The 25,827-nt window shown below is 64.4% G+C and carries 25 protein-coding genes; 11 read left to right on the top strand and 14 right to left on the bottom strand.

Going from position 1 to position 25,827, the window contains the following annotated elements; translation table 11 throughout:
- Positions 1 to 40 precede the first annotated feature (40 nt).
- Genes ACQY5K_RS15240 through ACQY5K_RS15230 form a run of 3 tightly spaced genes read right to left on the bottom strand, consistent with a single transcriptional unit; the run spans position 41 to position 4,907 of the window.
- Complete coding sequence (locus ACQY5K_RS15240; RefSeq protein ID WP_428116899.1) at positions 41 to 2,062, bottom strand: BbrUII/HgiDII family restriction enzyme; 2,022 nt, start codon at positions 2,060 to 2,062, stop codon at positions 41 to 43.
- 5 nt (positions 2,063 to 2,067) lie between these two features.
- Positions 2,068 to 3,195: a DNA cytosine methyltransferase gene (locus ACQY5K_RS15235; protein ID WP_428116896.1), complete on the bottom strand. Its 1,128-nt coding sequence runs from the start codon at positions 3,193 to 3,195 to the stop codon at positions 2,068 to 2,070.
- A 50-nt stretch (positions 3,196 to 3,245) separates the two neighbouring features.
- A complete protein-coding gene (locus tag ACQY5K_RS15230) occupies positions 3,246 to 4,907 on the bottom strand; it encodes a class I SAM-dependent methyltransferase (RefSeq protein ID WP_428116893.1) in 1,662 nt (553 codons plus the stop codon).
- Between the two features lie 212 nt (positions 4,908 to 5,119).
- Between ACQY5K_RS15230 and ACQY5K_RS15225 the strand changes: the two genes are divergently transcribed.
- Complete coding sequence (locus ACQY5K_RS15225) at positions 5,120 to 5,620, top strand: hypothetical protein (RefSeq protein WP_428116890.1); 501 nt, start codon at positions 5,120 to 5,122, stop codon at positions 5,618 to 5,620.
- A gap of 31 nt (positions 5,621 to 5,651) precedes the next feature.
- On the opposite strand, the gene ACQY5K_RS15220 is transcribed toward ACQY5K_RS15225, so the two are convergent.
- Complete coding sequence (locus tag ACQY5K_RS15220; RefSeq protein WP_428116888.1) at positions 5,652 to 8,138, bottom strand: CoA transferase; 2,487 nt, start codon at positions 8,136 to 8,138, stop codon at positions 5,652 to 5,654.
- A gap of 222 nt (positions 8,139 to 8,360) precedes the next feature.
- Here ACQY5K_RS15220 and ACQY5K_RS15215 point away from each other — a divergent pair, with 222 nt between their 5' ends.
- From ACQY5K_RS15215 to ACQY5K_RS15205, 3 genes are read left to right on the top strand one after another with little or no spacing between them, the layout of a single operon-like run.
- Positions 8,361 to 8,747 carry a hypothetical protein gene (locus ACQY5K_RS15215; protein WP_428116884.1) on the top strand — a complete coding sequence of 129 codons (387 nt, stop codon included), beginning with the start codon at positions 8,361 to 8,363 and terminating at the stop codon, positions 8,745 to 8,747.
- On the top strand, positions 8,707 to 9,150 hold the full coding sequence (locus tag ACQY5K_RS15210) for a hypothetical protein (protein WP_428116882.1): 444 nt from the start codon (positions 8,707 to 8,709) through the stop codon (positions 9,148 to 9,150). Before ACQY5K_RS15215 ends, ACQY5K_RS15210 begins: the two co-directional genes overlap by 41 nt.
- Positions 9,147 to 9,779 (top strand): alpha-ketoglutarate-dependent dioxygenase AlkB, encoded by a 633-nt coding sequence (locus tag ACQY5K_RS15205; RefSeq protein ID WP_428116879.1) that lies wholly within the window; start codon positions 9,147 to 9,149, stop codon positions 9,777 to 9,779. The genes ACQY5K_RS15210 and ACQY5K_RS15205 overlap by 4 nt, the downstream gene beginning before the upstream one ends.
- Before the next feature lie 67 nt (positions 9,780 to 9,846).
- Here ACQY5K_RS15205 and ACQY5K_RS15200 read toward each other — a convergent pair whose 3' ends face one another.
- Together ACQY5K_RS15200 and ACQY5K_RS15195 are read right to left on the bottom strand one after the other, a co-directional pair.
- The gene (locus tag ACQY5K_RS15200) at positions 9,847 to 10,572 is read right to left on the bottom strand and encodes a type 1 glutamine amidotransferase (protein WP_428116876.1); all 726 of its coding nucleotides are present in this window, start codon (positions 10,570 to 10,572) and stop codon (positions 9,847 to 9,849) included.
- A 57-nt stretch (positions 10,573 to 10,629) separates the two neighbouring features.
- On the bottom strand, positions 10,630 to 11,769 hold the full coding sequence (locus ACQY5K_RS15195) for a serine hydrolase domain-containing protein (protein WP_428116874.1): 1,140 nt from the start codon (positions 11,767 to 11,769) through the stop codon (positions 10,630 to 10,632).
- Positions 11,770 to 11,884: 115 nt separating this feature from the next.
- Here ACQY5K_RS15195 and ACQY5K_RS15190 point away from each other — a divergent pair, with 115 nt between their 5' ends.
- Complete coding sequence (locus tag ACQY5K_RS15190) at positions 11,885 to 12,814, top strand: LLM class flavin-dependent oxidoreductase (RefSeq protein ID WP_428116872.1); 930 nt, start codon at positions 11,885 to 11,887, stop codon at positions 12,812 to 12,814.
- 36 nt (positions 12,815 to 12,850) lie between these two features.
- Entirely contained in the window at positions 12,851 to 14,539 is a 1,689-nt protein-coding gene (locus tag ACQY5K_RS15185) for an AMP-binding protein (protein ID WP_428116869.1), read from the top strand.
- Between the two features lie 12 nt (positions 14,540 to 14,551).
- Here ACQY5K_RS15185 and ACQY5K_RS15180 read toward each other — a convergent pair whose 3' ends face one another.
- The 3 genes from ACQY5K_RS15180 to guaB form a co-directional block, all read right to left on the bottom strand.
- Positions 14,552 to 16,534 carry a putative glycoside hydrolase gene (locus ACQY5K_RS15180; protein WP_428116866.1) on the bottom strand — a complete coding sequence of 661 codons (1,983 nt, stop codon included), beginning with the start codon at positions 16,532 to 16,534 and terminating at the stop codon, positions 14,552 to 14,554.
- Between the two features lie 51 nt (positions 16,535 to 16,585).
- Positions 16,586 to 16,954 carry a preQ(1) synthase gene (gene queF, locus ACQY5K_RS15175; protein WP_428116863.1) on the bottom strand — a complete coding sequence of 123 codons (369 nt, stop codon included), beginning with the start codon at positions 16,952 to 16,954 and terminating at the stop codon, positions 16,586 to 16,588.
- Between the two features lie 83 nt (positions 16,955 to 17,037).
- Positions 17,038 to 18,117 carry an IMP dehydrogenase gene (gene guaB, locus ACQY5K_RS15170; RefSeq protein WP_428116860.1) on the bottom strand — a complete coding sequence of 360 codons (1,080 nt, stop codon included), beginning with the start codon at positions 18,115 to 18,117 and terminating at the stop codon, positions 17,038 to 17,040.
- A gap of 28 nt (positions 18,118 to 18,145) precedes the next feature.
- Here guaB and ACQY5K_RS15165 point away from each other — a divergent pair, with 28 nt between their 5' ends.
- Both ACQY5K_RS15165 and ACQY5K_RS15160 read left to right on the top strand, forming a co-directional pair.
- Complete coding sequence (locus tag ACQY5K_RS15165) at positions 18,146 to 19,030, top strand: YceI family protein (protein WP_428116857.1); 885 nt, start codon at positions 18,146 to 18,148, stop codon at positions 19,028 to 19,030.
- 138 nt (positions 19,031 to 19,168) lie between these two features.
- Positions 19,169 to 20,047 carry a haloalkane dehalogenase gene (locus tag ACQY5K_RS15160; RefSeq protein WP_428116855.1) on the top strand — a complete coding sequence of 293 codons (879 nt, stop codon included), beginning with the start codon at positions 19,169 to 19,171 and terminating at the stop codon, positions 20,045 to 20,047.
- A gap of 24 nt (positions 20,048 to 20,071) precedes the next feature.
- Here the strand turns inward: ACQY5K_RS15160 and ACQY5K_RS15155 are convergent, their stop codons facing one another.
- Positions 20,072 to 21,304 carry an LLM class flavin-dependent oxidoreductase gene (locus tag ACQY5K_RS15155; RefSeq protein WP_428116852.1) on the bottom strand — a complete coding sequence of 411 codons (1,233 nt, stop codon included), beginning with the start codon at positions 21,302 to 21,304 and terminating at the stop codon, positions 20,072 to 20,074.
- A 99-nt stretch (positions 21,305 to 21,403) separates the two neighbouring features.
- Here ACQY5K_RS15155 and ACQY5K_RS15150 point away from each other — a divergent pair, with 99 nt between their 5' ends.
- Both ACQY5K_RS15150 and ACQY5K_RS15145 read left to right on the top strand, forming a co-directional pair.
- Complete coding sequence (locus ACQY5K_RS15150) at positions 21,404 to 22,327, top strand: NAD(P)-dependent oxidoreductase (protein ID WP_428116850.1); 924 nt, start codon at positions 21,404 to 21,406, stop codon at positions 22,325 to 22,327.
- An 84-nt stretch (positions 22,328 to 22,411) separates the two neighbouring features.
- Positions 22,412 to 23,122 carry a pyridoxamine 5'-phosphate oxidase family protein gene (locus ACQY5K_RS15145; RefSeq protein WP_428116847.1) on the top strand — a complete coding sequence of 237 codons (711 nt, stop codon included), beginning with the start codon at positions 22,412 to 22,414 and terminating at the stop codon, positions 23,120 to 23,122.
- Positions 23,123 to 23,137: 15 nt separating this feature from the next.
- Here the strand turns inward: ACQY5K_RS15145 and ACQY5K_RS15140 are convergent, their stop codons facing one another.
- The 3 genes from ACQY5K_RS15140 to ACQY5K_RS15130 all read right to left on the bottom strand — a co-directional run bounded on the left by ACQY5K_RS15140 (position 23,138) and on the right by ACQY5K_RS15130 (position 24,443).
- Positions 23,138 to 23,578, bottom strand: coding sequence for a GFA family protein (locus ACQY5K_RS15140; protein WP_428116844.1), 441 nt, complete (start codon positions 23,576 to 23,578; stop codon positions 23,138 to 23,140).
- A 239-nt stretch (positions 23,579 to 23,817) separates the two neighbouring features.
- Positions 23,818 to 24,204 (bottom strand): type II toxin-antitoxin system VapC family toxin, encoded by a 387-nt coding sequence (locus ACQY5K_RS15135; RefSeq protein ID WP_428116841.1) that lies wholly within the window; start codon positions 24,202 to 24,204, stop codon positions 23,818 to 23,820.
- Positions 24,201 to 24,443 (bottom strand): type II toxin-antitoxin system Phd/YefM family antitoxin, encoded by a 243-nt coding sequence (locus ACQY5K_RS15130; protein WP_428122727.1) that lies wholly within the window; start codon positions 24,441 to 24,443, stop codon positions 24,201 to 24,203. The genes ACQY5K_RS15135 and ACQY5K_RS15130 overlap by 4 nt, the downstream gene beginning before the upstream one ends.
- A gap of 192 nt (positions 24,444 to 24,635) precedes the next feature.
- On the opposite strand from ACQY5K_RS15130, the gene ACQY5K_RS15125 reads away from it, so the two are divergent.
- Positions 24,636 to 24,950, top strand: a complete 315-nt coding sequence (locus tag ACQY5K_RS15125) for a hypothetical protein (protein ID WP_428116839.1) — start codon at positions 24,636 to 24,638, stop codon at positions 24,948 to 24,950.
- Between the two features lie 257 nt (positions 24,951 to 25,207).
- On the opposite strand, the gene ACQY5K_RS15120 is transcribed toward ACQY5K_RS15125, so the two are convergent.
- On the bottom strand, positions 25,208 to 25,630 hold the full coding sequence (locus ACQY5K_RS15120; protein WP_428116836.1) for a hypothetical protein: 423 nt from the start codon (positions 25,628 to 25,630) through the stop codon (positions 25,208 to 25,210).
- Positions 25,631 to 25,827 lie beyond the last annotated feature (197 nt).

Below are 25,827 nucleotides of genomic sequence, written 5' to 3'. Positions count from 1 at the left end.
TGCCAAGTGCACTCAATTCACGTTTGACTATAGGAGCCGATCACTCTGGAGGCGATTCTGTGTCTTCTTCCAGCGACGACAGGAGCTGTTCCAGTTGGTTGGCCTCTTTGCTCTTTTCCAAGTATGAACGGTATTGGCCGCGGGCGTTTGCAATGAGTTCTTCGTACAATACGAAGCGGCCTCCAAACGACATGAACGCATTGCCGGTATAGCCGGAGTCGTCTAGGAAAGTATGCTTATGCACGACTCGTGGGTTAGATCCGAGCACAAATACAACTTCAACCTTCTCATCCCCTCGACGCTGATCTTGGAGAATTGATGTCAATCCATCAAAATATTTCTGACCCTGCATCGCGAGCTCTTCGACAGTAAGATTACGACCGCTGCGTTTCAATTCGATTATGACATGCGAGCCCGCCGATTTCCGGTAACGGATGTCGAGCCGTCCTCTGATTTCGTTGTCTTCGTCGTCGGTCGCTAAAATGCCAGGATCGACCCTGCGTAGATCTTCCTCCATGTGTATATCCTCGGTTGCCCGTTCCCACGCAGGGTCCAAGAGATAGAGATTTTCGAAGAGGTGCTCCTGCACCACACGCTCCAGATCGTTTTCGTCGGCAAGGTTCTCTAATTGGCGAATGGATTCGACACGCCCGCGTAGGATGTCCACCCAAAGGCTTGCCTCGTACTCGCCTTGGGCACCGAGGAGTCTAAGGAGTTCTTCAGCGTTCACGCTTGCTAGCTTGTCGAGTTCCTGTGTGTTCTCGCGCAATCCAATCCGAGCGAAAGCGAGCACACCATGCCTGTACAGGGATGCTCTTTGAGATCTCTCGTTTTCGGAATCCATTGGAAGCGCAGCTATGGTTGAAATGATCTTGTGCGCGGCTTCCTGTTGCCACGGCGGCAATTCGTCGTGCCATTGCTTCAGGATCGGGAACTGTTCGAATGCATCCTTAGCTTTACGCTTGGGCCTCTCCGCGTTCCATTGATCCGAAGCTTTCTTGAAGGCTTCTCGCAAGAACGCGTGCAAAGCCTGGACGCGCGAATCGTCTTCGATGAGCCGTTGGCGGTCACTCGTCGCGATGTCGTCCTCGGTGTCAATATCTAAGAAATCGGCCTCAATTTGACCCGTAACGTAATTCGCAAAAACTCTCGAAAAGTCGAGCTTGTCAATGATGCCCTCGTGGATCGGTCGCTTCCTCGCCAAGATCATGATGTTCTTGAGCGAGCCCACCCCATCTTTGTCAACCAAGTCCGATGGCGTAGGAGCCGTCCCGATCCATCCACGCACTTCCCGGTCATCTCGACCGTCAATTTTGTAGTCCTCCAATACGAATCGCTTGACGACTGCTGGGAGAGCGTTTGCTGGGAGGCGCAGTTCGCCAAATTCCCAGATGTATTCCAACCGTTGAAGGTCTTGCCGATCGGCGTGCGAGAGTTGGCTACCGTCGATTTCGATCTTGAAACCACCTTCCGATCGCGGCGTTTGGTCGAGCACATCAAACCGGCGCGCAAGTCGCTTACGGAGTGCAGCAGCCGTAATGGACACACGCTTGCTCTTCAAGCGCTTCATGATGATCGTGGTACCGGAGTCAAAATACTCCGCCGGCACATCAACCTCAGGAGGGCTATACACCTTCTGCTGTTTGATGTGCTCTTTCAGATCATCAACAATGATTGTGCATCCAATGCTCACGCTACCCTTGTTCGAGTAGACGACCACTTCATCAGCAATTGAGAAGATGCTCAACTTCCCAATGCCTTTGCTACCCATAAACGGACGTTCCCACTTCTCCGAATGAGAGCCTTCAACCTGCCGTTTTTGGTATCCCGTGACGAGGAATCGGTCGTCGAGTTCGTCTCGTGTCATCCCATGGCCGTCGTCAGCTACAACTACGCTGGATTCGTCGTTCTTCCATTCGATTCGGACGAGTGTTGCGTCCGCGTCGTAGGCGTTCGCGACCAGTTCGGTCAGTACAGCGGCTGCGTTGCTGTACAGATTGATTCCAAGCGATTCCAGAACGGCCATGTCGATCGTCATGGTGAGCGGTGGTGTCTTATTCATAGCGGTCACTCTTCCTTGAGGCTGGCCACAAAAGCGCGGCCGATTGCTTCCGCAAGCGGCGGCGGCACGGCGTTGCCTATGTGCCGGCCCAGTGTTGTGAGACGTACGTCACCCTCTACCGAGACGAACTGGTAGTCCTCGGGGAAGCCTTGGAGTATGGCAGCTTCGCGCAACGAGATCGCTCGGTCTTGCTCGGGATGGCCAAAACGGCCGGCACCAAAGTTGTGGAAGTAAGTCGTGACGGTCGGAGACGGCCTGTCCCAGCGCATTCGGGCGTAGACGTTCCTGAACGCAGCTCCCGTGGTACGCCGGTGACATGCGGCTCGCAATTCTTCTGGCCAGTCATGCCAAGTGCCGCCGGGCTTGGAAACAGCAATACGCCTCAGATTGAGCTGCGACAGAGCGCGGCTGCGATGCATCGGGTCGGCCTCGTCAGCGGTGCCTGCCTCGATCGGCGGAAGATGCCCTATCGCCTGAGCGACCGTCTTCGGCGGACAGTCACGCTGCGCCCCGTCGGGGACATTGACGTGCCCCAGCAGGGAACCCACGAGAACCAGACGTCGGCGTGTTTGGGCGATTCCGTATTCCGTGCACGGGCATATCCGATAGTCGATGGAATAGCCGAGTCGGCGCAGCCGAATTGCGAAGTCTTGGAATATAGACTTGCCCCGAATCCTTGGTACGTTCTCGGTCGTGACAAGTTCAGGGCGCGTCTCTTCAACCAATCGTGCGAGTTGCCGCAAGAGTGCCCATCGACTGTCATTCGAAGAACTCGTTCCTTTGCGGTAGGACGAGAATGGCTGGCACGGAGCGCATCCGGCCAAGAGTCTTACCGCGCCGTCGGGCCAGAGATCGGACAATTCCGCGGATGTGACCTCACGAACATCCCGCTCAATGAACCGGGCTCCGGCCACGTTCGCCTCGAAGGGGAACCGGCAGGAGCCATCGAGGTCGACGCCGGCTACGACTTCGATGCCCGCCGCAGCCAGACCGCTGGACAAGCCTCCGATTCCGCAGAAGACGTCAACTGCGGCGATGTGCCCCCCGGGCGGAGGAGCGGTCCTCGGGCCGTCGGACGGTGTGAGCGCTGCACGGCGGTCTCGGATTACAAGCTGCTGCTCTCGCTCGCCCATCGACAGCCCCCTTTGCGACGCACCTCGGCTGTCATCAGCCTCCGGTGACTCTATGCAAAGAATGCCCATGTTTCGCCCGCCTCCAGCAGTCCTGGAGGCGGCACCATAATTCGCTCCATCTCGGATGGCTCGAACTTTGTCAGGCCTCCTGCGTAGGTGCGGCCGCCTGACAGGGTTGCTCGATCTCGAAGCACCCTCGTCAAGCTGCACAGCGCCTCTTCTGACAGCGATTCCATCGGATAGATGCCGTGCACGGTGTTGAGGTTTCTTGCAGCCGCAAGGTTGCGCACGAAGGCAGGCGGCCGCCGCGCCATGTAGGTGGCAAGGAGCGGAGCCGGGCTGCGCAGCTTGACGGACCACCATGGTTTCCGGTGTCGAGCGATGTAGCCACTGGCAGCACCCGCACGGCGGGCCGCTCTCAAGAACCGCTCCACAAGCGCCTTGGCGTCAGCGTCAAGGATGTCCAAGTCCTCGGGCAGATCAATCACCGCCCTCAGATCGCCGCAGCCGGCTAGTACGCCCGACACTGAGTTGAAGAGCTCCGAGGCCTTCGTCACAGCGGGGACCAGCACCGACGAGGGCAGCCGCGGGTCGCCCTGCTTGGTTACCCACGTCGCATTTGCGCCGGTGACAGCCCCTCGGTGCACCCGGCAGAAATCGCCCAGCGCGACAAAGCCACTGGGAATGGACACACGGGGTTCCAGCAGCGCGGACCAGCGGCGCTGCGCACGCAATTCTCCGGGGCTGAAGCTCTCGCCTCCGGCCAAGCCCCGCAAGTCTTCCGTATCGGTGATCTTGCGCACCCGAACCCGCTGCTGTGTCTCACCGACATCAAACGCCATGACGGTCGCCGTCGTGACGGCGTCTGCGAAGGCTTGGGTACGCGCGTCGAGGATGTGAATTGAGAGACCGCCCAACGGCCCGGCGAACAACTCCCGCGCAAGCTGTCCATAGCCAACATCGAGCCACTCGGACGAAGTAACGAATACGCCGAAGTCGCCCGTTTCGGCGAGATGCGCCGTAGCCAGCAAGAAGTGCACATGCAAGCCCGCGAGCGCTGACGCCTTCAGACCTAGATCAGCAGAGCGCTCTCGCAACCAGGATTTCCACCCTGGCGCAATGTCGTGGTGGCGTACGTAGGGCGGGTTGCCGACAAATGCCGTTGGGCTGGGAATTGACGGCAATCGCAGCGCGCGATAGTCAGTGGTGTCCACCACCGACCGCCCGTCGAAGCCCAACACGGTCAGATTTGCGCGGGCTGTCAGTGCTGCGAGCGGATCGATCTCAACCGCCATGAGTTGCGCCTCGGGCAAGTACCGGCCGACCGCACAGAGGAACCTCGCAGAGCCAGCGCCGGGATCCACTACCCGTGCTGCCCGCTTGAAGTGAGCCAACCATTCCGACATGGGCCCGACCAGCGCCGCAGGCGTGTACGTGGCGCCTAGCTTGCGGCGCTGCGCTGTCGAGCGGAGCCTGGCGAAAGACGCGCCCAACGGATCGTCTCCTGCCCGGATCGCAGTCGCCAAGTCTTCGAGCTCGCGTGGTGGTAGCGACTGACCCGCAGCTTCAATGAGCTCGGACTCCGCGCAACTCACCTCTGCGAGATCACCGCCGCGAATCAGGGCCCAAGCAGCAGCGCAGAGCGCTCGTTCGTCCCCAATTCCGGTGTAAGCGGGACTGGCAAGCGGGGCGTCCGTCAGGGTCAAGACCATTTGCTCGCATGTTCGCATACCTCACCTCCGCAATAGCGGAGGACATCCTCCGCGTTTCCACTTATCATCGCCAAGAGGTGTGACAACGATTGTTCGCTGTCGCGCCGGCGCCACGTGACGCGGCAATACTCGGCCACCTCGGTTCCTCCTGCGGGAGGCCGATAGATCAACACCTGAGTTGGGTGTTGCGAGACGCAGCGAGGAATGAACACATGAACGCTGGCGAGCGGCTGCAAACCATCCAGACGATTCACGACTCGCAGTTGCGGATCGTGCTTTCGGTGACGGGCGGCGGCGTGCTGGCGCTGAGCGACCTGCTGACGATTCCGGGCGGCTCGCGCACGATCCTCGAGGCCGGCGTCCCGTATTCGGTGAAATCGCTCTACGAGCTGATGGGCTCCGACCTCGAGCCGCATGTGTCCGACGAGGCCGCGCTCGCGATGGCCGACGGCTGCCTGGCCCGGGCGCAGTACCTCGTCTCGACACCGAGGCCCGGAACCGAGCCGTGGCCACTCGCCGGAATCTCGTGCACAGCTGCGCTTGTGACTGATCCGCCGCGACGGGGCGAAGACCGGGCACACATCGCAGCCGTGACCGACTCAGGCACACGCATCGACCGCAAGATCACCTACGGGACTGACGATCGGATCGCCCAGGACCGCGAGACTTCCGACGCACTGCTCGAGCTCATCGCGGAGATCGCCACCAGCTGAGCATCCACTGCCCTGCCGCCCGGGCACTGGATCAACGGAACAAGCCGTCGCCGATGCCCTCGGCGATCTCCTCGGGCGCATAGCCGGCATCCGCCCATACGTCGAAGTTGTGCTCGCCCAGGTAGGCGGGACTGAGATGGCGCGGGAACCAACGCTGGCCGTTCCACAGCCCGGCGAAGGCATCGACGGTGCGCTCGCCGAACACTGCATGGTCCACGGGTTGCCAAAAGCCACGAGCCGCGTGCTGGGGATCGTCGGCGAACAGCTGCTGAGAGCTCTGCACCGGTCCCGCAGGAACGCCCGCTGTTTGCAAGGCATCGGCTGCCTCGACAGCAGTGCGCCCCGCTGCCCATTCACCGAGCACTTGGTCGATGACCGTGCGGCGATCGCGACGGCTTTGCTCGGTGGACAGCGTCGGATCGTCGAGTCGGAGGTCCGCCAACAGCTCCGAGAGCCCCAGCCACTGCGCCGGCTCGGTCACCGTCACCGCTACGAAGCCGTCACTGCACGCGTACACCTCGTTGGGCACGTGGTCGGCAATGCCGTCGCGGTTGCCTTCGGGCCGGGGCGGCGACACGCCGGCCGACTGGCGGATGATCGCCGCGCCGATCGCGTACGTGCCCACTTCGAGCTGCGCCATGTCGATGCGCTGCCCCTTGCCGGTGCGTTCGCGGGCATACAGCGCACCGACCGTCGAGACCGCTGCGGCAAAGCCCGCCAGGTGGTCATTGAGCGAGAAGCCCGGACCGACGTCGCCGCGGTCGGCGAAATTCGTCAGGTGCGTGATGCCGCACACCGCGTGCACCGTCGGCGCATACGAGATGACATGCCGCCACGGTCCGTCGTGGCCGCAGCCTGACATCGTCACGTAGACGAGTCGCGGGTTCCACTCGTGGACGGTTTCCCAGTCGAGACCCCACGCGTCCAGCACTCCGGCGCTGAAGTTCTCGATCAGCACGTCGCAGGACTCGATCAGCCGCCGGGCCGCAGCCAGCGCGTCGGGATGCTTCATGTCGAGTGTGGCGCTGCGCTTGGAGCGGTTCCACACGAAGTAGTAGGGGAAGTCGGGCGAGTTGACGAGCGTGGAGCGCTCCTCGCTCTGAATGCGAATCACGTCGGCACCCAGATCTCCGAGCAGCTTCGTGGCAGACGGTCCGGCGAGCACCCAGGTGAAATCGGCGATCCGTATCCCGTCAAGTGGTCGCCGGTCATTGGCGCCCTCACTCAACGCTGCACTGACCGGGCTGCGGCTGGCCCCATTGCGGGCCTCACTCGCCGGCGCCGCCCATGACGCCAAGATCTCATCGAGAGGCGTGTCGAGGGCGGCCGGCGGGCTCGGCGGGATCGATCCAGACCTGCCGGCGTCGCTCCAGCGCACCAGACGGCCCGGGACGCGCACCGGGCCCGCCCCGCCTGTCGCTGCCCCTGCGGGCACATGCGAGCCGTTTGCAGCAGTCCTCCCTGGCGCCGCGACCTCGGCGAAGAACTCCCGGTAAGCAAACTGCGGGTTTGCGGACACCTCGGCAATATCCAGCACGCCACCGAAGGCGACATGGCGCTCCTGCGCCTCCCACCACACCTCGCGGGCGTCACGGGGCGCTATCCAGCGGCGGACAGCATCCATGACCTCGGTCACGTCCATCAGCACGTCCGGTGGGTCCGCGCCGACCCACCGCGCCACGTCGTCAAATCCGGTCTCGACCATCCATTCGAACAGCAGATCGGGTGTCGGGGTCGGCGTGATCATGACGTAGCCGCCGTCGCCGCCTCGACACTCGGCAAGGTCGTATGCACCAAGCCAATGCAGAGCGCCCTGCCGGGGAGCCACCTTGGGCAGGGGCAACACGTCGTCGAAGAAGTACTGCATGAACAGGTTCTCGATCGAGCCAGTGACCGTCTCGTGAATGGACAGGTCGACGTGCGCGCCCCGACCCGTCGAACGTGCCGACAGCGCCGCCGCGACGCATGAGGTCGCCGCCACGAACCCCGCGTAGTTGTACGCCTGCCGGCCCCACACGTTGAGCGGGCGGTCAGCCAGGCCCGTGAGCGCCATCATCCCGCCCATGGCGGCTGATACCAGATCGGAGCCCAGCCACTGCGCCCGCGGGCCCGTGCGCCCGAACGGCGTGATCGACACTTGCACCAGCGCTGGGTTCTCGGCGGCCGAGTCCGCGTAGTCGATGCCCAGTTCGGCCAACCGCCCGGGGCATTCGGTTTCGATCACCAGATCGGCTGCCGAGGTCAGCCGCCGGTAGGCGTCGCGACCCTCGGCAGTGCTCACGTCCAACCGGCAGCGGCGCTTGCCGCCGTCGTACCACCAATCGGCCACGCCACCGAGCGCGGCCGAAGCCCGATCAGCCAGCGGCAAACCCGGCGAACCAGTGCCGACCCGCACCACGTCGGCGCCCAGTTCGGTCAGCAGCTTCGTCGCGAAGCGGCCCGAATCGCCGGTCAAATCCACGACGCGCAACCCTGACAGCGCTCCCTGGACAGGCGGAGGATTACGCGGCGGGCTCATGACGGCCCGAAACTAGCCTCACGGCCGCTCTTCGAATCGGGCTAGACAACCAGTGTTGTATGTACCATGCTGCAGTCCCCACCGATGGGAATTAAAGCAGTACTTCGCTTGACGCGAGTCCTTTGACCGCATGAAGGTCGCGCATGAGACAATCTCGGCCAAGTGTGCTGTCGGCTTGGCTGGGCAGCTGCAGACGTGTGCCGAAGATGCGAGAGGATCCGGGTGGCTGTCGACTACAACGGTGTCTTCGAGGCGGTTATACAGGGGCCATGGCTCGATATCCCCGAGGCGCAGCGGAACGCCGCTTCTTCTGATCGCCACGGGCAGCTGCCGAGCGACGCTCCCGATGCATATGCGCTGCATGATTGTTTCAACTACCAGCGAGGCCACGCAGACGTATTCCGCGAGGTCTACAAGAAGTCTCGCCACGTTCCGCCACGGAAGGGCGAACGCCTGCGCGTGATCGACATTGGGGCCGGTGCGGCCACGGTCGCAATCGCCCTTGGCGAAGCCCTCGGCCGGAAGAAGCTACAGACGCCTCGATTACTTGGCCTTCGACCCAAATCCCATGATGCGAAGCCTTGGCGAGCAAGTATTGGATCACCTTGATGCCGACTTCAGATCGGCGAAGTATGTCGAATCGCTCGACACCATCGACTTCACCGATGGAGATCGGGTGCTCTTCACGTTCGGCTACGTGTCACACCAAGAGACTGTGTCGTCGCTGGACATTGACCAGTGGGCATCCCTGATCGAGCGAGCTGTCACCCAAGTCAATCGCGCTATCGAGTTGATCTACACCACGGCAGGAAACACCTACAGCCTCGAGTCCAAGCTTCCCGCGCTTGGCGAGAAACTCGAGGAGGCTGGACTGCAGCGAACCTCCGATCCCGTCTGCGTCCAAGTTCCCCGGAAGTTTCCGGCACTCGGCAGCCGCGATGGGCGCGTACAGTGGAAGCCAGATTCCGACCTGTGGAAGGTGCAGGCGCAACGCTGGGTCTTGCGGGCATGAGCATGCAGCTATCGCTACTCGCTGAGGAAACAACAGTTGCTCCCACCGGACTCGTGTACCACGAGCAGTTCTTGACAGCGCCGGAGGAGCTAGACTTTCTCGCGCAGATCGACGCCTCCGAGTGGCTTACCGACCTCTCCAGACGGGTGCTTCACTTCGGATTCAAGTACGACTACTCGAACCGCAGGCTTGACGAGTCAGCTCGCATCGGTGCGTTTCCCGCATGGCTGACGAGTCTCGCATCCAAGGTCTACACCGCGGCATCCGAAGACGTGCAGCGGCTGCTCGAGGCTCAGCAGCCTTTCGAACAGGCAATCGTGAACGAATACCAGCCCGGACAGGGAATCGCGCCTCACATCGACAGAGACTGCTTCGGTCCGGCTGTCGCGACCGTGAGCTTGGGATCGGCGATCAACATGGATTTCTCCCGAGACGCGACCGGCGACGAACACGTTCAGCGGCTGGAGCCACGCAGCCTCCTCCTGTTGCACGGAGAAGCACGCACCACCTGGCGTCACAGCATCGCAAAACGACGCAAGGACGAGTGGCACGGTCAGGTATTGGAGCGCAAGCGGCGCGTCTCCATCACGTTTCGCACTATCGCTGATCTGATACCTGCGCAGACCTGACGCCACGGACGAACTGCTGAAGTGGGAGTTCGGGACGGAGTGCTGGTGAGAACGCAGGCGCCCGCCGTTAACTCGATTGACAGCTCGCGGCCGCCATGAAATTTCGGTAGAGCTGCTCGGCGTCGGTGGCGAAGCCGTCCATGGCGCGGTCGGCGTCAGCGGCGAGGGCATCGAGCGAGCCAGGGCCGAGGGTCGACTCCAGGGCGTTGCGGTACGCGTCGATCTCGCCCCAGTTGCGCACCGTGTCGTCCTCGACCTCCACGTGATACTGCATCGACCACGCCCATTGCCCAACCCGCATCGCCTGTACCCGGCACTCCGGGGAGCCGGCCAGCACAACCGCTTCGTCGGGAGGCTGGGCCACCTGCACCGAATGCCACTGCAGGGCGTGCTGGCGATCGCCCATCTGGTTGAAAATCGGGTCGTCGCGGCCTTCGGGGGTGAGATCCACGGCCAGCACCCCGATCTCGGGCGGGCGCTGAGGGCCGCACGTTCCTCCAAGGGCGTCGGCCAGCAATTGGTGCCCCAGGCACAGCCCGAGGAATGGGCGCTGCAGTTCGCGCACCCAGCTGCGTATTGCCTGCTTCTCCGGCACCAGCCACGGGCAGTCCTCCACGTCCCACACGTCCATCGGGCCGCCCATCACCCACATGGCGTCGTAGTCCTCCAACGGCGGGATGGGCTCGCCCTCGTCGAGCTCTACCGCAGTCCATTCGACGCCGTCGGACCGCAGGAAGTCGCGTAGCCGGCCCGGGTGCTCGCAGTCGATGTGCTGGAGTACGAGAAGTCGCATCGACCCCGTTGCTACCACGCCCGGGGGTGGCTGTTCACGCCCTTGATGGGCCTGCGATCATTCCGGCGTCGTGCACAGACCGGCAAGGCTGCCAATCGCCGTATCGCGGCGCGGCTGGCGTACCTCGTGCTCGTCGTAGCCGTTGGTGGTATAGCCGAACGACAGGCCAGTAGCCGGGTCGGCCCAAGCCAGCTGCCCGCCCGCGCCGTTGTGTCCGAAGGCCATCGGCGAAACCGTGCGTCCCAGCCCGCGCATGTTCGACATCCCGTCGTCGCCTGCCAGGAAGAGCCCGATCGAGCGATTGGCGGGCATGCCCATCGGGTCGGGCAGGGTGTTGCGCACCTCACCAGTGCCGATGGCCAGCATCTCGGGATCCCACAGTCCATCCGGATTATGCAGCAGGCCCTGGTAGAAGAGCGCCACGTCGACCGCGGTGCCGAATGCCCCACCGCCGGGCACGCCGACTTCGCGCACCGACGGCTCGTTGAAGCGCAGGATGGCCTCGTTGGTGACCTCGGTCATCGGCAGCTCGCGGACGCCGAACGTCGCCTCGAGCTCGTCGGGTGTGGCCGGCTCGCCCACAAGGATCAGCTCGGCGATGCCGTCCTGGTCCTCAGGTGCCAAGCCCAGCATGCGAGGCAAGCCCAACGGCCCGGTGACCCGGTTGTGCACCTCGTCGCGGAAGTCGTTGCCTGTGACCGCGTTGATGATCTCAGCGAGGACCCAATGCGCGGAGGTGGGGTGGTACTCGTACCTGGTGCCCGGCGCCCAATTCAACCGCCAGTTCGCCATGGCCGCAAGCCGCGACTGTGAGGTATCCCACCGCGGCGGCTTCAGCGGAGCATGCGGGAAGCCCGACATGTGAAGCATCACCTGTTCGACGGTGATCTGGTCCTTGCCGTTCTCGCCGAAGGGCGGGACATAGCTGGCCGCAGTGGCATCGAGCTCTACCGTTCCCTCACTGAGCAGCTGCCACATCGTCGAAGCCACGAACGGCTTGGTTGCGGAGAAGATGCAGTACCGGGTGTCGTCAGTGGCGTCGCCGAAAGTGGCCTGCGCCACGATCTCGCCCTCGAAGCCGACGGCCACACCGCAGCTCGGCAGCAGACCCGATTCGATCTCGCGTTGGCATCGATCAATCAGCGCGTCGATGCGTGATTGCTGGATGGTTCCGTTGGACGATGTCGCAGTGCTCACGGCCTTGGCCTAGCACCCGCGGCTACCGTCTCGCTCGATTCGGGGATCGCTGCCGCACAAGGGGGAAGCAATGAGCAATGGCCCAATGAGAGACGACCCAATGAGAGACGACCCTATGAGAGACGACACCGCAACCAATGAGACGATCGAGTTCGGGCTGGCAATTCGCCGCAGCGACGACATCGCCAGCCAGGCCCGCGAGATCGAAGCGCTCGGCTACGACTACGCGACCACCGGCGAGCACGTGTTCTTCCATGTGCCGACGTCCAATGCGTTCATCTCGCTCGCAGTCGCGGCGGGTGCCACCACAACGCTCAAGCTGATGTCGTCGATCACGCTCCTCCCGCTGTACCCGGCTGCGCTGTGCGCCAAGCTGGCTGCGTCGCTGGATGTGGCCTCGGGCGGGAGATTCCACCTCGGTGTGGGGGTCGGCGGCGAGATGCCGTCGGAATTCGAGGCCTGCGGCGTACCGGTGCGCGAGCGCGGCGCTCGCACGAACGAGGCGCTCGAGATCATCCAGCGGCTGTGGACCGAAGACGACGTCACGTTCGAGGGCCGCTTCAACACGCTGTCGGGTGTCACGCTCGCGCCCAAGCCGGCCTCGCCGCCGCCCATCTGGGTGTCCGGCCGCCAAGACGCCGCGTGGAAACGAGCCGCTCGCTACGGCGACGGCTGGCTGCCGTACATGTACACGCCCGAGCGTCTGGCACAGTCGATCGAGGCGATTGCGGGGTACCGCGAGGACGCGGGCAACCCCACACCGGTGGAATCGGGCATGTTCGTGTTCTTTTGCTGCCACGAGGACAATGACACCGCCGTGCAGTACGCCGCCGAGCGACTGTCCAAGCAGTACGCCCAGGACTTCTCCCGACTCGTGCACAAATTCGCCATTGCCGGCGACCCGGACCGCTGCGTCGCACGCCTTCGTGAGTACATCGATGCGGGGGCACGCACCGTTGTGCTCAGCGCGGCCTCGCCCATGCACTACATAGAGGAGAGCGAGCGCTTCATGGCCGCTGAAGTGCTTCGGAGGATCCGCGGCTAATAGCAGGCCTCACCGAGGCGCAGGAGGGAAGACCCCATGACGTCGAAGCGGTTCTTCGAGACGATGCTGGAGGCCGAGCGCATCGACGAATGGACAGCATCAGGCGGGTGGGCGGATCGGCTGCTCGACGAGCGCATTGTGCGGTGGTCCGCCGAGCGACCCGACGACCCGGTCATCACCGACCGCTTCGGCACGATGACGTGGGGCGAGTTCGGCGACGACGTGGATGCTGTCAGCCGGGGACTGCTGGAGCTCGGCGTCCGGCCCGGCATGATCGTGCAGCTGCAGCTGCCGAATTGGCGCCACTTCCTCATCGCCACCCAGGCGTGCGAGCGAATCGGCGCCGTCGTGAACCCGGTTGCGCCGATCTTCCGGCACAACGAGGTCACGGTGATGAGCGAGCTGGGGCGCCCCGTGCTCGTCATCACAGCGGACAGCTACCGCGGCTTCGAGCTGGGCAAGATGCACGCCGAGCTGCGTGAGCGGTGCGACTGGGTGACCGAGCTGGTCATCGTGCCCGGACCGAGCGCCGATGCCGACGCCGAGCCCGACCTGCCCGGCGATGCGATGTCGTGGCAGGACCTCATCGAGGAAGGCCAGTTCTCGTCATACGACCGGGCGGCTGTGGAACTGCTGCGGCCGGGGCCCAACGACGTGTGCGAGATGATGTTCACCTCGGGCACCACTGGGATGCCCAAGGGCGTGATGCATACCCACAACATCCTCGCAGTGTCGGTGGATGTGTTCTTGGACCGGGTGTGCGCAGGCCTCGAGCCCCATCCGGGAGCAGGCGCGCCGCAGGCCTACGTCTGTCACATGGCCTCCACGCTCGGCCATCAGACCGGCTACTTGTACGGGATGCGGCTGCCGCTGCACGCCGGGGGCCACGTCGTCATGCAAGACGTGTGGGACCCGACCGAGTTCGTCGGCCTGATCGAGAAGCATCGGATCCAGCTGTCGATGGGGGCGACGCCGTTCCTGGCCGATGTGCTGGCCGTCGACGGGCTGGCCGAGCGGGACCTGTCCTCGTGGAAGCGATTCCTGTGCGCGGGCGCAGCGATACCCCGCCCAGTGCTCGAGCGTGCCACCGAGCTGCTGGGTGACTGCACGGTCATGCCGGGCTGGGGAATGACCGAATGCGGCTTGCTGACGGTGGGCATGCCCGATGATCCGATTGAGCGCCGCGTCACCGACGGACGAGCAGTGCGCGACAACGAAGTACGCGTGGTCGACGAGGGCGGCGCACCCATCCTCGATGCTGAAGGCGACTTGCAGTGCCGGGGAACGTCGCTGTTCGCCGGCTACATGGCAGGCCGGGACTTCACCGCCCAGCACTGGACCGACGGCTGGTTCGACACCGGTGACCGGGCGATCATGGATGCCGACGGCTACATCAGCATCGCCGGGCGCAGCAAGGACCTGGTGATCCGAGGCGGTGAGAACGTGCCCGTCAAGGAGATCGAGGACGTGCTGATGCGCCACCCGGCGGTGGGCGTGGCGGCCATCGTCGCGAAGCCGCACGAACGGCTCGGCGAGATCGGCTGTGCGTTCGTGCAAGCCGCCGGCGATCCGCCCTCGTTGGCCGACCTCACCGCATTCCTGGACGAGCAAAACGTCACGCGGCAGTTCTGGCCCGAAGACCTCGTGATCGTCGACGAGTTCCCGATGACGCCCAGCGGCAAGATCCAGAAGTACCGCCTGCGCGAGACGTTCGACGAGGCCTAGCGCCAGCTAGCGCTACGAGACAGGGAGCCCTTCGGTGGTGTACGTCACCGTGGGGTCCCACAGCAGCCAGTCGCTGATGCCGAGATCGGCTGCCGCGTCGATCTGGGCACGAACTTCTTCAGGGCCGTAGTTGACACGCATCGAGAAGTCCTGCAGCCAAGGAACCACGGCAGTGTTGGTACCCGCGAGCACATCCTGGAAATCGGCCAGCGAGGCGTAGGTGATGTCGTAGGGCTGCGCTTCGGGGTGCGCTACGCCGTACTCTCCGCGCCCCCAGTGCGACGGATACACCATCGGCGCCACGTAATCGACGTGGTCAGACATCGCTCCGATGTCCTGTGCGATGAATTGGCCCCGTCGAGCCGAGATGCCGAACACCGACACCCCGTGAAACACTTGCATCTCACGCAGCATCCTCCCGGACTCGGCCAAGAAGCTGACGATGATCGGTGACGGGTCGCCGCCGTCCCAACCGGGGATCCGCATGCCGGCGAGGTCGCCCTCGGGTCGGCGCATGTAGTCCCACAGGATGTCGTCGATGCCCGCAGCGGCTGCCTCAGCTGCAATGTCGAGGTTGTACTTCCGCACGGTGTCATTGTTGAAGTTGGAGAAGCCGTTGTAGTTCGACAGCGGACGGCCGTCGGGCGTCTGCAGCACCCAGTCGAGATTGCCGGTGCTCACCGCGTATCGGGTGAGCGTCGGATCGCGGAACGCCACGATGCGGCCGATCACCCGCACGCCCATGTCGTGTAGCTCGTCGATGGCGGTCCGCAGGTCGAACAACTCCTTCGAGGCGCCAATCTGGCGCGCAAGCGGAATTGATGTCGTGTGGCCGATGTAGCCGCTCTCGTCTTTGAGGTCGAGCTGGACAGTGTTGATCCGACCCTGCGCGATGAGGTCCACGATGCCCGAGCGCAAGCCGTCGTGGTCCCATGCGGCGGCGCTGACGTGCACACCGGTGGTGTGTGGGTAGCCGATCGGCACGATGATGTCGAATTCGGTGGTGTTGCCCGCGGCATCGGCAGCCCGCACCGCCAGCGGCCCGCCGGGCGGACCAGGCAGGGTGAGACTGAACGATCCCGTGGAGGTGTCAAGCACCTGGTCGCCGATCTGCAGCGACACTCCCGCCTCGATGGGCCCCGCGAGCACCAGCGGCTCGCCGAGCGGCACCGGATCGTGAACCTCAGGCAGGTCGACCACGGGGGGCGTGCCATCCAGGGTGAACGAGATCGCTGCGCGCTCGATGCCGAAGAATCGCCGGTTGACATCCAGCGTGACTTCATGGAAGCCCTCGGTCAACCCCGGCACCTGCCATACGATGCGGTCCTCGTATCTCTGCACACCGCTGACCGGCAGCCCGTCGAGCAGCATCTGGGCGGTGGCGAGATCGCCGCCTGACACCGTGAACTCCAGCACCGAGCCTTCGAGCTCGCTCGGTCGCAGTATGGAACTAGCGGTGATGCCCGAGATCGTGATCTCAGTGACGCGCAGCGCCCCCACGGCTACGAACCCGACGCCGATCGTCGCCGCGAGCAGCAAGATCACTGCAATCGCTCGGCCGCCGCGCCAACGTTCGCGAGGACGCCCCACGGCACTGATGACGGCACGATCGGCCACTCGGCGCGCACGTCGACTCAGGCCGTCGGCATACAGCGGCGCCTCGGTCTTTGGTGGCCGCCACGGATAGCCCCAGCCCTGCGCAGGATCCGCGCCCGTTGGCGCCTCGACGCCCTCAGGCACGCCAGCAGGGTCGTTGCCCACTAGCGACGGCCCCACCTCGAACCCATGCGGCGTCAGCGCCCATCGAGTGCCCCGCAGCCCGGGCACCGATCCTGCGGGGGTCGCGATGCCGGAATGCTGCAACGTGCCCAACGAGGCTTGCACGGCCTGGCTGTTCAGAAATACGGCCGCGCCGATCTCCCCGATCTCAGCCGACCCCCCGCGGACCAACAGCTCCCGCAGAATTCGCCTGTCGGCAGGCGCCAACAACGGCATCCAAGCAATTGTATTGATGCCGGTGCTCAGGGTTTCGTCACCCGCCGAGCGTCAGTCGAGCGCCGCCTGTGCCCGATGGCGCGCGGTGACGACCGTGGTGATGCCGCCACGAACGAGCCAGCGAGTCTCCACGGTGGCCTGCTTCGGCGCGACAGAGGCGACGAGATCGTCGAGAATGCGATTGGTCACGGCCTCGTGGTGGACAGGTTCGTCGCGGTAGCTCCACAGGTAGAGCTTCAGCGATTTCAGTTCGACAATCTGTCGATCCGGGATGTAGGCGATCTCGACGGTGGCGAAGTCGGGCTGGCCGGTAACGGGGCACACGCAGGTCAGCTCCGGCGTCGTGCAGCGCACCTCGTAGTCGCGCTCGGGATACGGATCGTCGAGGGCTACGAGGTCTTTGCATGGTTCGCTCGGCATCGCTGTTCTCCTGGAGCTGTTTGCCGTTCAGCCAGCCACGGCGATGCCGGTGCCGGTCAGTCGGGCACGCGGCGCCGCGCCGCTCACATTGACAGTGTGGCGTGAGGCGTGTTCTCGGCAAGGCCGAGCGGTGTGACGGCCACGAACTCGGTGCGTTCGAAGAACTCCGCCAGATTGCGGGCGTTGGTGTAGCTCATGGCGCTGCGCAGCCCCGCCATCAGCTCGCCGATCAGCTTGCCGGCCTCGCCCCGGTACGGGACTGTGCCCTCGACGCCCTCGGGGGCGCGCTGCTCGAAGTATTCGTCGTCGATTTCTTCGCCGTGCCGTTCGGCTCGCGCCTCGATCGCTTCGAAGCTGGCCATGCCCCGGATGCGCTTGCGCAGACCATGCGGGCCCTGCTCGACCTCACCCGGGCTCTCCTTGGTGCCTGCCAGCATGCTGCCGATCATGACGGTGGCGGCACCCACGGCGAGCGCCTTGGCGATGTCGCCCGCCGTGCGGATGCCGCCGTCTGCGATGACGGGCAGGGCGAGTCCGGCCTCGGCCAGGCCCACCACGACGCTGTCAGTAGCGCTGAGCTGCGGCACCCCGACCCCGGCCACGAGACGAGTGGTGCATACCCCGCCGGGGCCGACGCCGACCTTGATCGCATCGGCGCCGGCTTCGGCCATGTCGATGGCGCCGTAGGCAGTGGCGACGTTGCCGGCGATGACGTCGGTGTCGCCGAAGTGGTCCTTGAGGCGTCGAACACCGTCGATGGCGTGGTCGGCGTGACCGTGCGCGATGTCGAGCACCAGCACGTCCGCCGATGCCGCGACGAGTGCCTTGGCCCGGTCGAGCATGTCGTGGTCGGTGCCGACGGCCGCGCCGACAACGAGCGTCCCGTCGTCGGCCTCCTTCACCGCAGCGATCTGCGCAGCCTGCGCACGGATCGGCATGAAGCGGTGCACGATGCCCGCACCGCCGAGACGAGCCATCGCGATCGCCATCTCGTGCTCGCAGACGGTGTCCATGTTCGCAGCGATGACCGGCAGGTCGAGTTCGATGTTGCGGGACAGGCGAGTGCGCACCGAGACGTCGCTGCGGCTGCGAATCGACGAGCGCTGCGGCACGATCAGCACGTCGTCAAAGGTCAGTCCGGTTCTCAGGTCGCGCAGTTTCATGAGCGGCTCCAAGCTACCGTGAGCCGCCATGACCGCCCGGCGCAGAACTCTCGTGACCGTGGTTGTGCTGCTGGTGATCGTCGCTGCCGCAGCAGCGGTCGGCGTCTGGCGAGTGCTCGGCTCCTCGCCTTCCGAAGTCAGCTTGGAGGAGGCTGTCGCCGACGCCGAGCTTGTACAAGAAGACGCCACGCCGGGTTCGACGACCACGGTGGCTGCCGCAGGTGATCAGAGCAGTGACGAAGCACCCGAGGGCGGGACCGGCGATCATGACAGAGACCAGGAATATGTAGTAGTCGTCCCCGAAGACAGCGACACCGATGCAGCCTCTCCTTCGGACGACGTTGCCACGATCGATGACATCAACGGCGGCTGGGCTGTCGAAGCCGAGACGGGTTCTGTCCCATTGGAAGAGGCCACCGGCTCGTTCGCCGGTTTCCGAGTCGACGAGGAGCTGGCGAGCATCGGCGCGTTCACTGCGGTGGGGCGCACCGGCCACGTCAGCGGCACGATGGAGATCGTCTCAGAGCACGTGACGTCAGTGGAGATCGAGGTCGACCTCACCAAGCTCCAGACCGACGACAGGCGTCGGGACGGAGCGGTCCAACGAGCTCTGGGCACTTCCCAGCATCCAACCGCCACGTTCTCGCTCACTGAGGAGCTTCACATCGAAGGCGCTGCGGTCGAAGGGACAGCAATCATGCTGTCGGCGCCCGGCGATCTGACCGTGAACGGCATTACCCGACCCGTCGTCATCGACATCCAAGCGCAGCTGGTGGGCAGCGTCATCGCCGTGGTGGGTTCTGTCGAAGTCACGCTCGCCGATTTCAACGTGACCGTGCCGCAGGTGCCAGTCGTCCTCTCCGCCGAAGACCACGGCATCATGGAGTTCCAGCTGTTGTTCCGGCGCCGTTAGGCGCCGGAACCATCAGACACAGCTGCGCCGTTAGGCGTCGGAACCATGAGACACAGCGGCGCTCTGCCTAGGGACGGGTGCGTCGTTCTAGCGGGTCGGGCATGATGTGGCCCGATCCGGCCGAACGAAGGAGCACCCATGGCAACCCTCTCTGCGGAACCGCTGTCCAAGTCCTACGCCACCGTCAATGGCAAGCGGATGGCGTACCACGATTCCGGATCAGGCGACGCGGTGGTGTTCCTGCATGGAAACCCGACGTCGTCGTACCTGTGGCGCAACATCGTTCCCCATGTGAGCCCGCTCGCCCGCGTCGTCGTCCCGGACCTGATCGGCCAGGGCGACTCGGACAAGCTGGACGACACCGGCCCCGACTCGTACCGCTTCGTCGAACACCGCGAGTACCTCGACGGGCTGCTCGAGGGGCTCGACCTGGGCGACAACATCACGTTCGTCATGCACGACTGGGGCTCGGCGCTGGGCTTCGACTGGGCGAACCGCCACCGCGACCGCGTGGCTGGCCTCGTCTACATGGAGGCCATCGTGTGCCCCATGACCTGGGACGAATGGCCCGAGGCCGCTGCGGGCATCTTCCAGGGCTTCCGCTCCCCCGCCGGCGAGGAGATGGTCATCACCAAGAACCTGTTCGTGGAGGCCGTGCTGCCCGGCTCGATCCAGCGCAAGCTGACCCCCGAGGAGATGAACGAGTACCGCCGCCCGTTCGTTGAGCCCGAGCATCGGCGCCCCACGCTGACGTGGCCGCGGCAGATCCCGATCGAGGGCGAGCCGGCCGATGTGACCCAGATCGTGACCGACTACGGCGAGTGGCTCTCAAGCTCCGACGTGCCGAAGCTGCTGATCAATGCCGACCCCGGCGCGATCCTGAACGGCCCGCAGCTGGAGTACTGCCGCACCTGGCCGAACCAGACCGAGGTGTCCGTGGTGGGCAATCACTTCTGCCAAGAAGACAGCCCCGACGAGATCGGCCAGGCGATCGCAGACTGGCTGCAGACCCGCTAGCCAGTCGTTCAATCAGGTACGGCGCTAGCTCAAGCCGACTGCTTGGCGGGCGCGGGCCTCGCGCTGCTTTCGCTCGATCTGTTCGCGCTTCTCCACCGGCGTCTGGTTGGTGATCAGCTGGTAGATGTCGGTGTCGATGTCGTCCAGGAGTACCTCGCCGGCCAGCACGGCTGACTTCCAGTCTTGGTGCTCGGCGTCGCGTTCGTGGAATTCGCCCATCACCTCGTCGGCGAACAGCTCGAGGCTCGAGCAGATGTCGGTGTGAGTGTTCTTGCCGGCTTGGTTCAGCAGGATGAGCTGGTCGACGTGAGCCTCCTCATACATCTTCAGCTTCTGACGGATCGTGTCGGGTGAGCCCACGAGGCCGACGTTGTTGCTGGCCTTTTGCCCCTTGGGGGACTTCTTCCACTCCTGGTACTCGTCCCACAGATTGACCGAGCCGGGCTCCACTGGGCCGTGGGAGTTGTAGAACACGAGCGAGAACTGGAAGAAGGTCCAGCCTTCGGCCTTGGCCTGTGCCTCCTCGTCGGTCGGTGCACACATGAACGGGCTCACGACGGCCACGCCCGGGTTGGTCTGGTAGTCGCAGAGCAAGTCGAGGTGGTTGAGGTAGTTGTTGTAGTAGGCGTTCACCCAGGCCCGTGCGGCGTCGGCAGACACGAACGAGAAACCGAGCGCCCCCATGCCGCGCTGTGCGGCCATGACGATGGTGTCGAGCTGGCTGCATGCCACCCACAGCGGCGGGTGGGGCTTCTGGTACGGCTTGGGCACGACGTTGCGGGCGGGGAATTTGAAGACTTCGCCGTCGTAGCTGTGGTTCACCTTCTGGAACATCGGCATGAGGCAGCGCACAGCGTCTTCCCAGACCTCGCGCTTGTCGCGGAATCGCCGGTCGAACGGGTGCAGTTCGGTGACTGATGAGCCTTCGCCAATGCCTAGCTCGACCCGGCCGCCGCTGACGAGATCGAGGGTGGAGACCCGCTCGGCAACCCGGGCAGGGTGGTTAGTCGGCAGCTGCACGATGCCATGGCCGAGGCGGATGTTCTTGGTGCGCTGGCTGGCGGCGGCCAGGAACACCTCAGGGGCCGAGCTGTGGCTGTATTCCTCGAGGAAGTGGTGCTCGACCTCCCAAGCGTAGTCGTAGCCGAGCTTGTCGGCGAGCTCGATCTGGTCAAGCGCCTGCTGGAACAGCACGTACTCGGAGTCGTCGTTCCACGGCCTCGGCAACTGCAGCTCGTAGAAGATTCCGAATTTCATGACGTGCCCCCTCGATGACCAGCGCCGGGAATCCTACGCGTGCCGCTTCCATACACTTGTGTTCGGACTCGTTCTTTCGTTGTGGAATAATCACGACCGGTGACAGCGATCGGGTTCATCGGCCTGGGCACGATGGGCGGGCCGATGTGCGCACGCCTGGCGGCAGCCGGCCATTCGGTCCGTGCGTTCGACCTCAGTGCCGATGCGCTGGACGCCGCCGTGGCGGCCGGCGCCGACGCCGCAATCTCGGCCGTTGACGCTGCGACTGGGGCCGATGTGCTGTTCACATCGCTCCCCGCGCCCGCCGACGTCGAGGCGGTGATGGCACCCGGCGACGATGACGGTGACGGCGCGTTGGCCGCTCTGGCGTCTGGCTCAGTCTGGGTGGACTTGACCACGAGCCGTCCTGATTTGATCCGGCGCTTGGCCAGCGAGGCGCCCGACGGCGTCCATGCCGTGGACTCGCCGGTCACCGGCGCGGTTGACGGTGCCCGCAACGGTTCGCTGGCGCTGTTCGCAGGCGGTGATCGGTCGACCATCAAGCATGTGCGTCCCGTGCTGGAGCATCTGGGCAGCGTCATCGAATGCGGCGCTCTGGGCACGGGCTGCGTGGTGAAGCTGGTCACGAACCAGCTGTGGTTCGTGGGTGCAGCCGCGCTGGGCGAGGCACTCGCTGTCGGCGTCGCGAACGGCGTGCAGCTCGGCGAACTCTGGGAGGCGATCAAGCACAGCGTCGCTGACAGCTTCGTGGCCCGCCACGATGCGCCGAGCATCTTCGCCGGGCACTACGACCCGTCGTTTTCGCTCGCCTTGTGCGTCAAGGATCTGGGCTTGCTGGCGGAGCTGGCGGAATCGGTCGGCGCAGACCTGCCGATGACCACCGCGGCCCGCGACGCGTTCGAGCGCGCCGCGGAGCGCTATGGCCTCGACGCGCCCGAGCTGAGCGTGGCTCGCCGTATCGAGGACGATGCCGACCTGTCGTTGCGGCTCGACGGTGACTGGGTGCCGCACTGGGAGGCATGACATGAGCGTCACAGCGGCCCGCGGTGAGCCGAAACTTGGGCAAACCAACGTGACGGGCGTTGGCGCGCGGCGTACCGTTCGACCGTGAGCGAATCGACTGGGGTTTCGACCGAATCAGCCGTCAATGGCGCGCAGGCTCCCTCGGCACGAACCAAGTTGCGGCGTATGGCAGAGCGCGGCCGCTACGGCCATGACGACGTAGTGGAGATTCTCGATGCCGGGCTGATTGCCCACGTCGGCGTCAACACGCCTGACGGGCCGTTAGTGCTGCCGATGGCCTACGGCCGCGACGACGAGAACCTGTACCTGCACGGAGCGCTCGCGAACCACTTGCTGAATTCGGGCGGGGGTGCCGAGATCTGTGTGACGGTGACGCACCTCGACGGCTTGGTGATGGCTCGCACGCCGTTCCACAACTCGATGAACTACCGCTGCGTGGTGGTGCGAGGACTCGCACGCCGCATTGACGACGCCGCAGCCAAGGAACGTGCCCTGAAGCTCGTGACCGACCACATCGTCGCCATCTGGGACACCTCCCGGCCGCCAAGCGATGCGGACCTGCGGGCGACGCTTGTACTGGAACTGCCGCTGACCGAGGCATCGGCAAAGGTGCGAGCCGGAGACCCCGTCGACGACGCCGACGACATGGCCGGCAACTGGTGGGCAGGCGTGGTTCCGCTCACGACTCGCTTCGAGCTGCCCACCCCCTCAGCCGACCTCAACGAGGGCATCCCCACCCCCACCGCCATCGCCAGCGTCGCCAACCGCACCCCCGACACCCGCCACTACAGCTAGCGACATCGGGGCTCACTAGCCGTGATCGGCTGACTCGCTGCTCCGGGTGGGGACCGCTGGGTCGAGGTGGTAATAGTCGGCGGCATCGTCGACGAAAATGGCCCGCTCGGTGTGCAGGCCCGTGGGAAGGTCAAGAGCGCCCGCGCAGATAGCGATGGTGTCGACTTGGTCGGGCTGGCCCTCTTCCACCTTCCAAAAGAGCGATCCGCCGCATTCCCGGCAGAAGCCGTAGGCCACGTTGGGGTCGTCGGCAGGGTGGTGCCAGGCCAGGGTGGCGTCCGACACAAGCTGGAGGTCAGCGCGCTTGCATCCCGTCGCGGCCATGTAATGGCCCGTCCAGCGGCGACAGCGCCAGCAGTGGCAGTTCCACACCTGACGGATCGGTCCGTGCACCTCGTAGCTCACGCCGCCGCACAGGCAATGGCCCGACGGCACTCGCTCGGCCGCCTCGTTCATGGCAGTCCCTCCGTGATCTTGTTGGGGCACCGGTAAGGCCGCGATTGTTGCATCGCCGGGCACTGGAAGTCGCGCCCTGCGCTAGTTGTGACAACCGGGGACGTTGTCCGTGGGTTGGCGGTGTTGGTGGGTCCGTTCATTTCGCCGAGGCCAACGTCGACCTCTTCTGGCACCAAGTCGCCGACGCCGAAGGCGTCACGCTGCAAGTCGAACCGTGCGACAGGTCGTGAGGCAGACGATCAGATGACCTGGATAGGGCCGGGGTAACGACCGATGACGCTGTCGGCAGTAAGCAGCGTCAGCCCTTCGGCGTGGGCCTGCGCGATCAGGAGTCGATCGAACGGGTCGCGGTGAATGTCAGGCAACACGTCGACCGCGGCGGCGTGCGCTCCGGTGACGGGGAGTTCGACGTACCCGTGTTCAAGCAAGCCTCGCCGAAGTACACGGGGATCGACGCTGAAATCTGCGCGGCCGAGACCGTTCTTGATTGCGACTTCCCAGATCGACGCGGCGCTGAACGTCACTGCAACAGCGGGATCCTCGAGCATCTCCAGCGTGCTCTGCGAGAGGCGTTCGGGTTCTCCGGCCGCCCAGAGCAGCACGTGGGTGTCCAGGAGAAGGCTCACTCGGGACCTTCGAACAAGTCGGAGATTTCTTGATTGCCCATGCGGTCGAAGTCCTCTGGAACGGCGATGCCCGATAGGAATCCGGTGCGGCGCGCCGCAGTCGGGTTGGGTGCAGTGATCGACATCACCTTGACGAGCGGTTTGCCTGCGCGAGCGATCACGAACGGCTCACCCTCACTCGCTGCCTGAACCAGCCGCGAGAGATGCGTCTTGGCCTCATGCATGTTGACAACTCGCACGTCCAACTCCGTATTCAAACCTAGTTCAGTCACCTTAGTCTAGTTCCCTTCTGCCCAAGCTGCCGTCTTGCTGGCTGGGCGACCGAATCAGGCCGACGGAGGCCGGGACCCTTGATGATCGCAAAGTCATCCGGCAGCGCGGCAACCGATATTCCGATGGTGGATGGGGAGGGTGCGCTTACGCTGCACAGTGTGAGCACAGGAGCCGAGACCGGGGATCCGACAACGATGCTCGATGCGCTCCACAAGGCAGAGCGATGTGACGTTCCGTTGACGGAATCATGCCGGGAACTGATGCGCGCTGCCCGATTGTCCGGCGCGTCCTGGGATCAGATCGGTGACGCCGTCGGTCTGACGGGAGCGCAAGCCCGCAGTCGTTTCGTGCGGTCATCTGCCGCGGCATCTATCTCATCTGGGAATTCGGCAGACAATCCCGGCGACGACGAAGTGATGGCACTCGCTGTGTCCGAGTCGAAGGCGGTCCGACGCCAGCATGTCAACCGCTAAGTCGACCGCTGGACAATGCGAGCGGTACGAGGCCTCCAGCCGTGCTTGTATACGTCATTCACCGTGGACGTAAACAAGAACCCTCGACCGAACCTGCGAGACCGAGACTCGTGGGCGACGCTCGCGGGCTTCGGGCCAGCGGGTCTGAGCATCGAGCCAGGAATGGTCGACGAGATCCTCTACGGGCTCGATTCAGCACCGCGTGAACATGACTCTTTGGAGGCGCGTGATCAGCCACCTCAGGGTGGTGATCTTGGTTAGCTCGGCGTCCAGTAGCGGATCGGACTCTGGTCGCCACGGGCGAAATTGAGCGTGCGTCCGGACGGTCCGACCCATTCGTCGTAGATCGGACCTTCGGTCACCAGCGTTGCCGAGAAGGCCCAACGTCTGTCTTCCGAGCGCTGGAACCAGTCGCCAATCTCCACAACTGCTCGCGTGATGCCCTGATGCACCGCGACGGCGTGGCGGATGCCCTCGCACCGCACCCGCTCGGGGCGAATCCTCCACCACGCTCTCGTGGAGTCGACCAGATCGCTGGACGACATGTCGTCTCGATAGCCGTGACCGGCTCGAAACGTCCCGGACTCGATTTCCTCTCGCATGATCTGCCAAGGCTTCAAGCGAATGAGGATTACCGGGCTTGCGCTGGCATCGGCCGAACCACTCTTGCGTGTGCGCATCAACTCTCCCGAGGACCCACGAACAACGGATCCCGTCGCAACCAGCGAGACACTATTCGCCCGACTTGACAAGCTTACCCAGTGGTCGATCCAGCGCACGGTAGGGGCTTGGAAATCACGTGATGGCGGTTCAGACCCAGAAGCGAGCGGACAGGTATCGAGACGCTGCGGGGTCGATCACCTCCGTGGGGTTTGCG

The sequence above is a fragment of the Candidatus Poriferisodalis sp. genome (genome assembly GCF_965262965.1).
Classification (GTDB): domain Bacteria; phylum Actinomycetota; class Acidimicrobiia; order Acidimicrobiales; family Poriferisodalaceae; genus Poriferisodalis.
This window is presented reverse-complemented; position numbering and strand designations above follow the sequence as displayed.

Coding starts and splice junctions, on each gene's coding strand:
- ACQY5K_RS15240 (WP_428116899.1), bottom strand. CDS start 2,062: ATGAATAAGACACCACCGCTCACCATGACGATCGACATGGCCGTTCTG.
- ACQY5K_RS15235 (WP_428116896.1), bottom strand. CDS start 3,195: ATGGGCGAGCGAGAGCAGCAGCTTGTAATCCGAGACCGCCGTGCAGCG.
- ACQY5K_RS15230 (WP_428116893.1), bottom strand. CDS start 4,907: ATGGTCTTGACCCTGACGGACGCCCCGCTTGCCAGTCCCGCTTACACC.
- ACQY5K_RS15225 (WP_428116890.1), top strand. CDS start 5,120: ATGAACGCTGGCGAGCGGCTGCAAACCATCCAGACGATTCACGACTCG.
- ACQY5K_RS15220 (WP_428116888.1), bottom strand. CDS start 8,138: ATGAGCCCGCCGCGTAATCCTCCGCCTGTCCAGGGAGCGCTGTCAGGG.
- ACQY5K_RS15210 (WP_428116882.1), top strand. CDS start 8,707: ATGATGCGAAGCCTTGGCGAGCAAGTATTGGATCACCTTGATGCCGAC.
- ACQY5K_RS15205 (WP_428116879.1), top strand. CDS start 9,147: ATGAGCATGCAGCTATCGCTACTCGCTGAGGAAACAACAGTTGCTCCC.
- ACQY5K_RS15200 (WP_428116876.1), bottom strand. CDS start 10,572: ATGCGACTTCTCGTACTCCAGCACATCGACTGCGAGCACCCGGGCCGG.
- ACQY5K_RS15190 (WP_428116872.1), top strand. CDS start 11,885: ATGAGAGACGACACCGCAACCAATGAGACGATCGAGTTCGGGCTGGCA.
- ACQY5K_RS15185 (WP_428116869.1), top strand. CDS start 12,851: ATGACGTCGAAGCGGTTCTTCGAGACGATGCTGGAGGCCGAGCGCATC.
- ACQY5K_RS15180 (WP_428116866.1), bottom strand. CDS start 16,534: ATGCCGTTGTTGGCGCCTGCCGACAGGCGAATTCTGCGGGAGCTGTTG.
- queF (WP_428116863.1), bottom strand. CDS start 16,954: ATGCCGAGCGAACCATGCAAAGACCTCGTAGCCCTCGACGATCCGTAT.
- guaB (WP_428116860.1), bottom strand. CDS start 18,117: ATGAAACTGCGCGACCTGAGAACCGGACTGACCTTTGACGACGTGCTG.
- ACQY5K_RS15165 (WP_428116857.1), top strand. CDS start 18,146: ATGACCGCCCGGCGCAGAACTCTCGTGACCGTGGTTGTGCTGCTGGTG.
- ACQY5K_RS15160 (WP_428116855.1), top strand. CDS start 19,169: ATGGCAACCCTCTCTGCGGAACCGCTGTCCAAGTCCTACGCCACCGTC.
- ACQY5K_RS15155 (WP_428116852.1), bottom strand. CDS start 21,304: ATGAAATTCGGAATCTTCTACGAGCTGCAGTTGCCGAGGCCGTGGAAC.
- ACQY5K_RS15140 (WP_428116844.1), bottom strand. CDS start 23,578: ATGAACGAGGCGGCCGAGCGAGTGCCGTCGGGCCATTGCCTGTGCGGC.
- ACQY5K_RS15120 (WP_428116836.1), bottom strand. CDS start 25,630: ATGCGCACACGCAAGAGTGGTTCGGCCGATGCCAGCGCAAGCCCGGTA.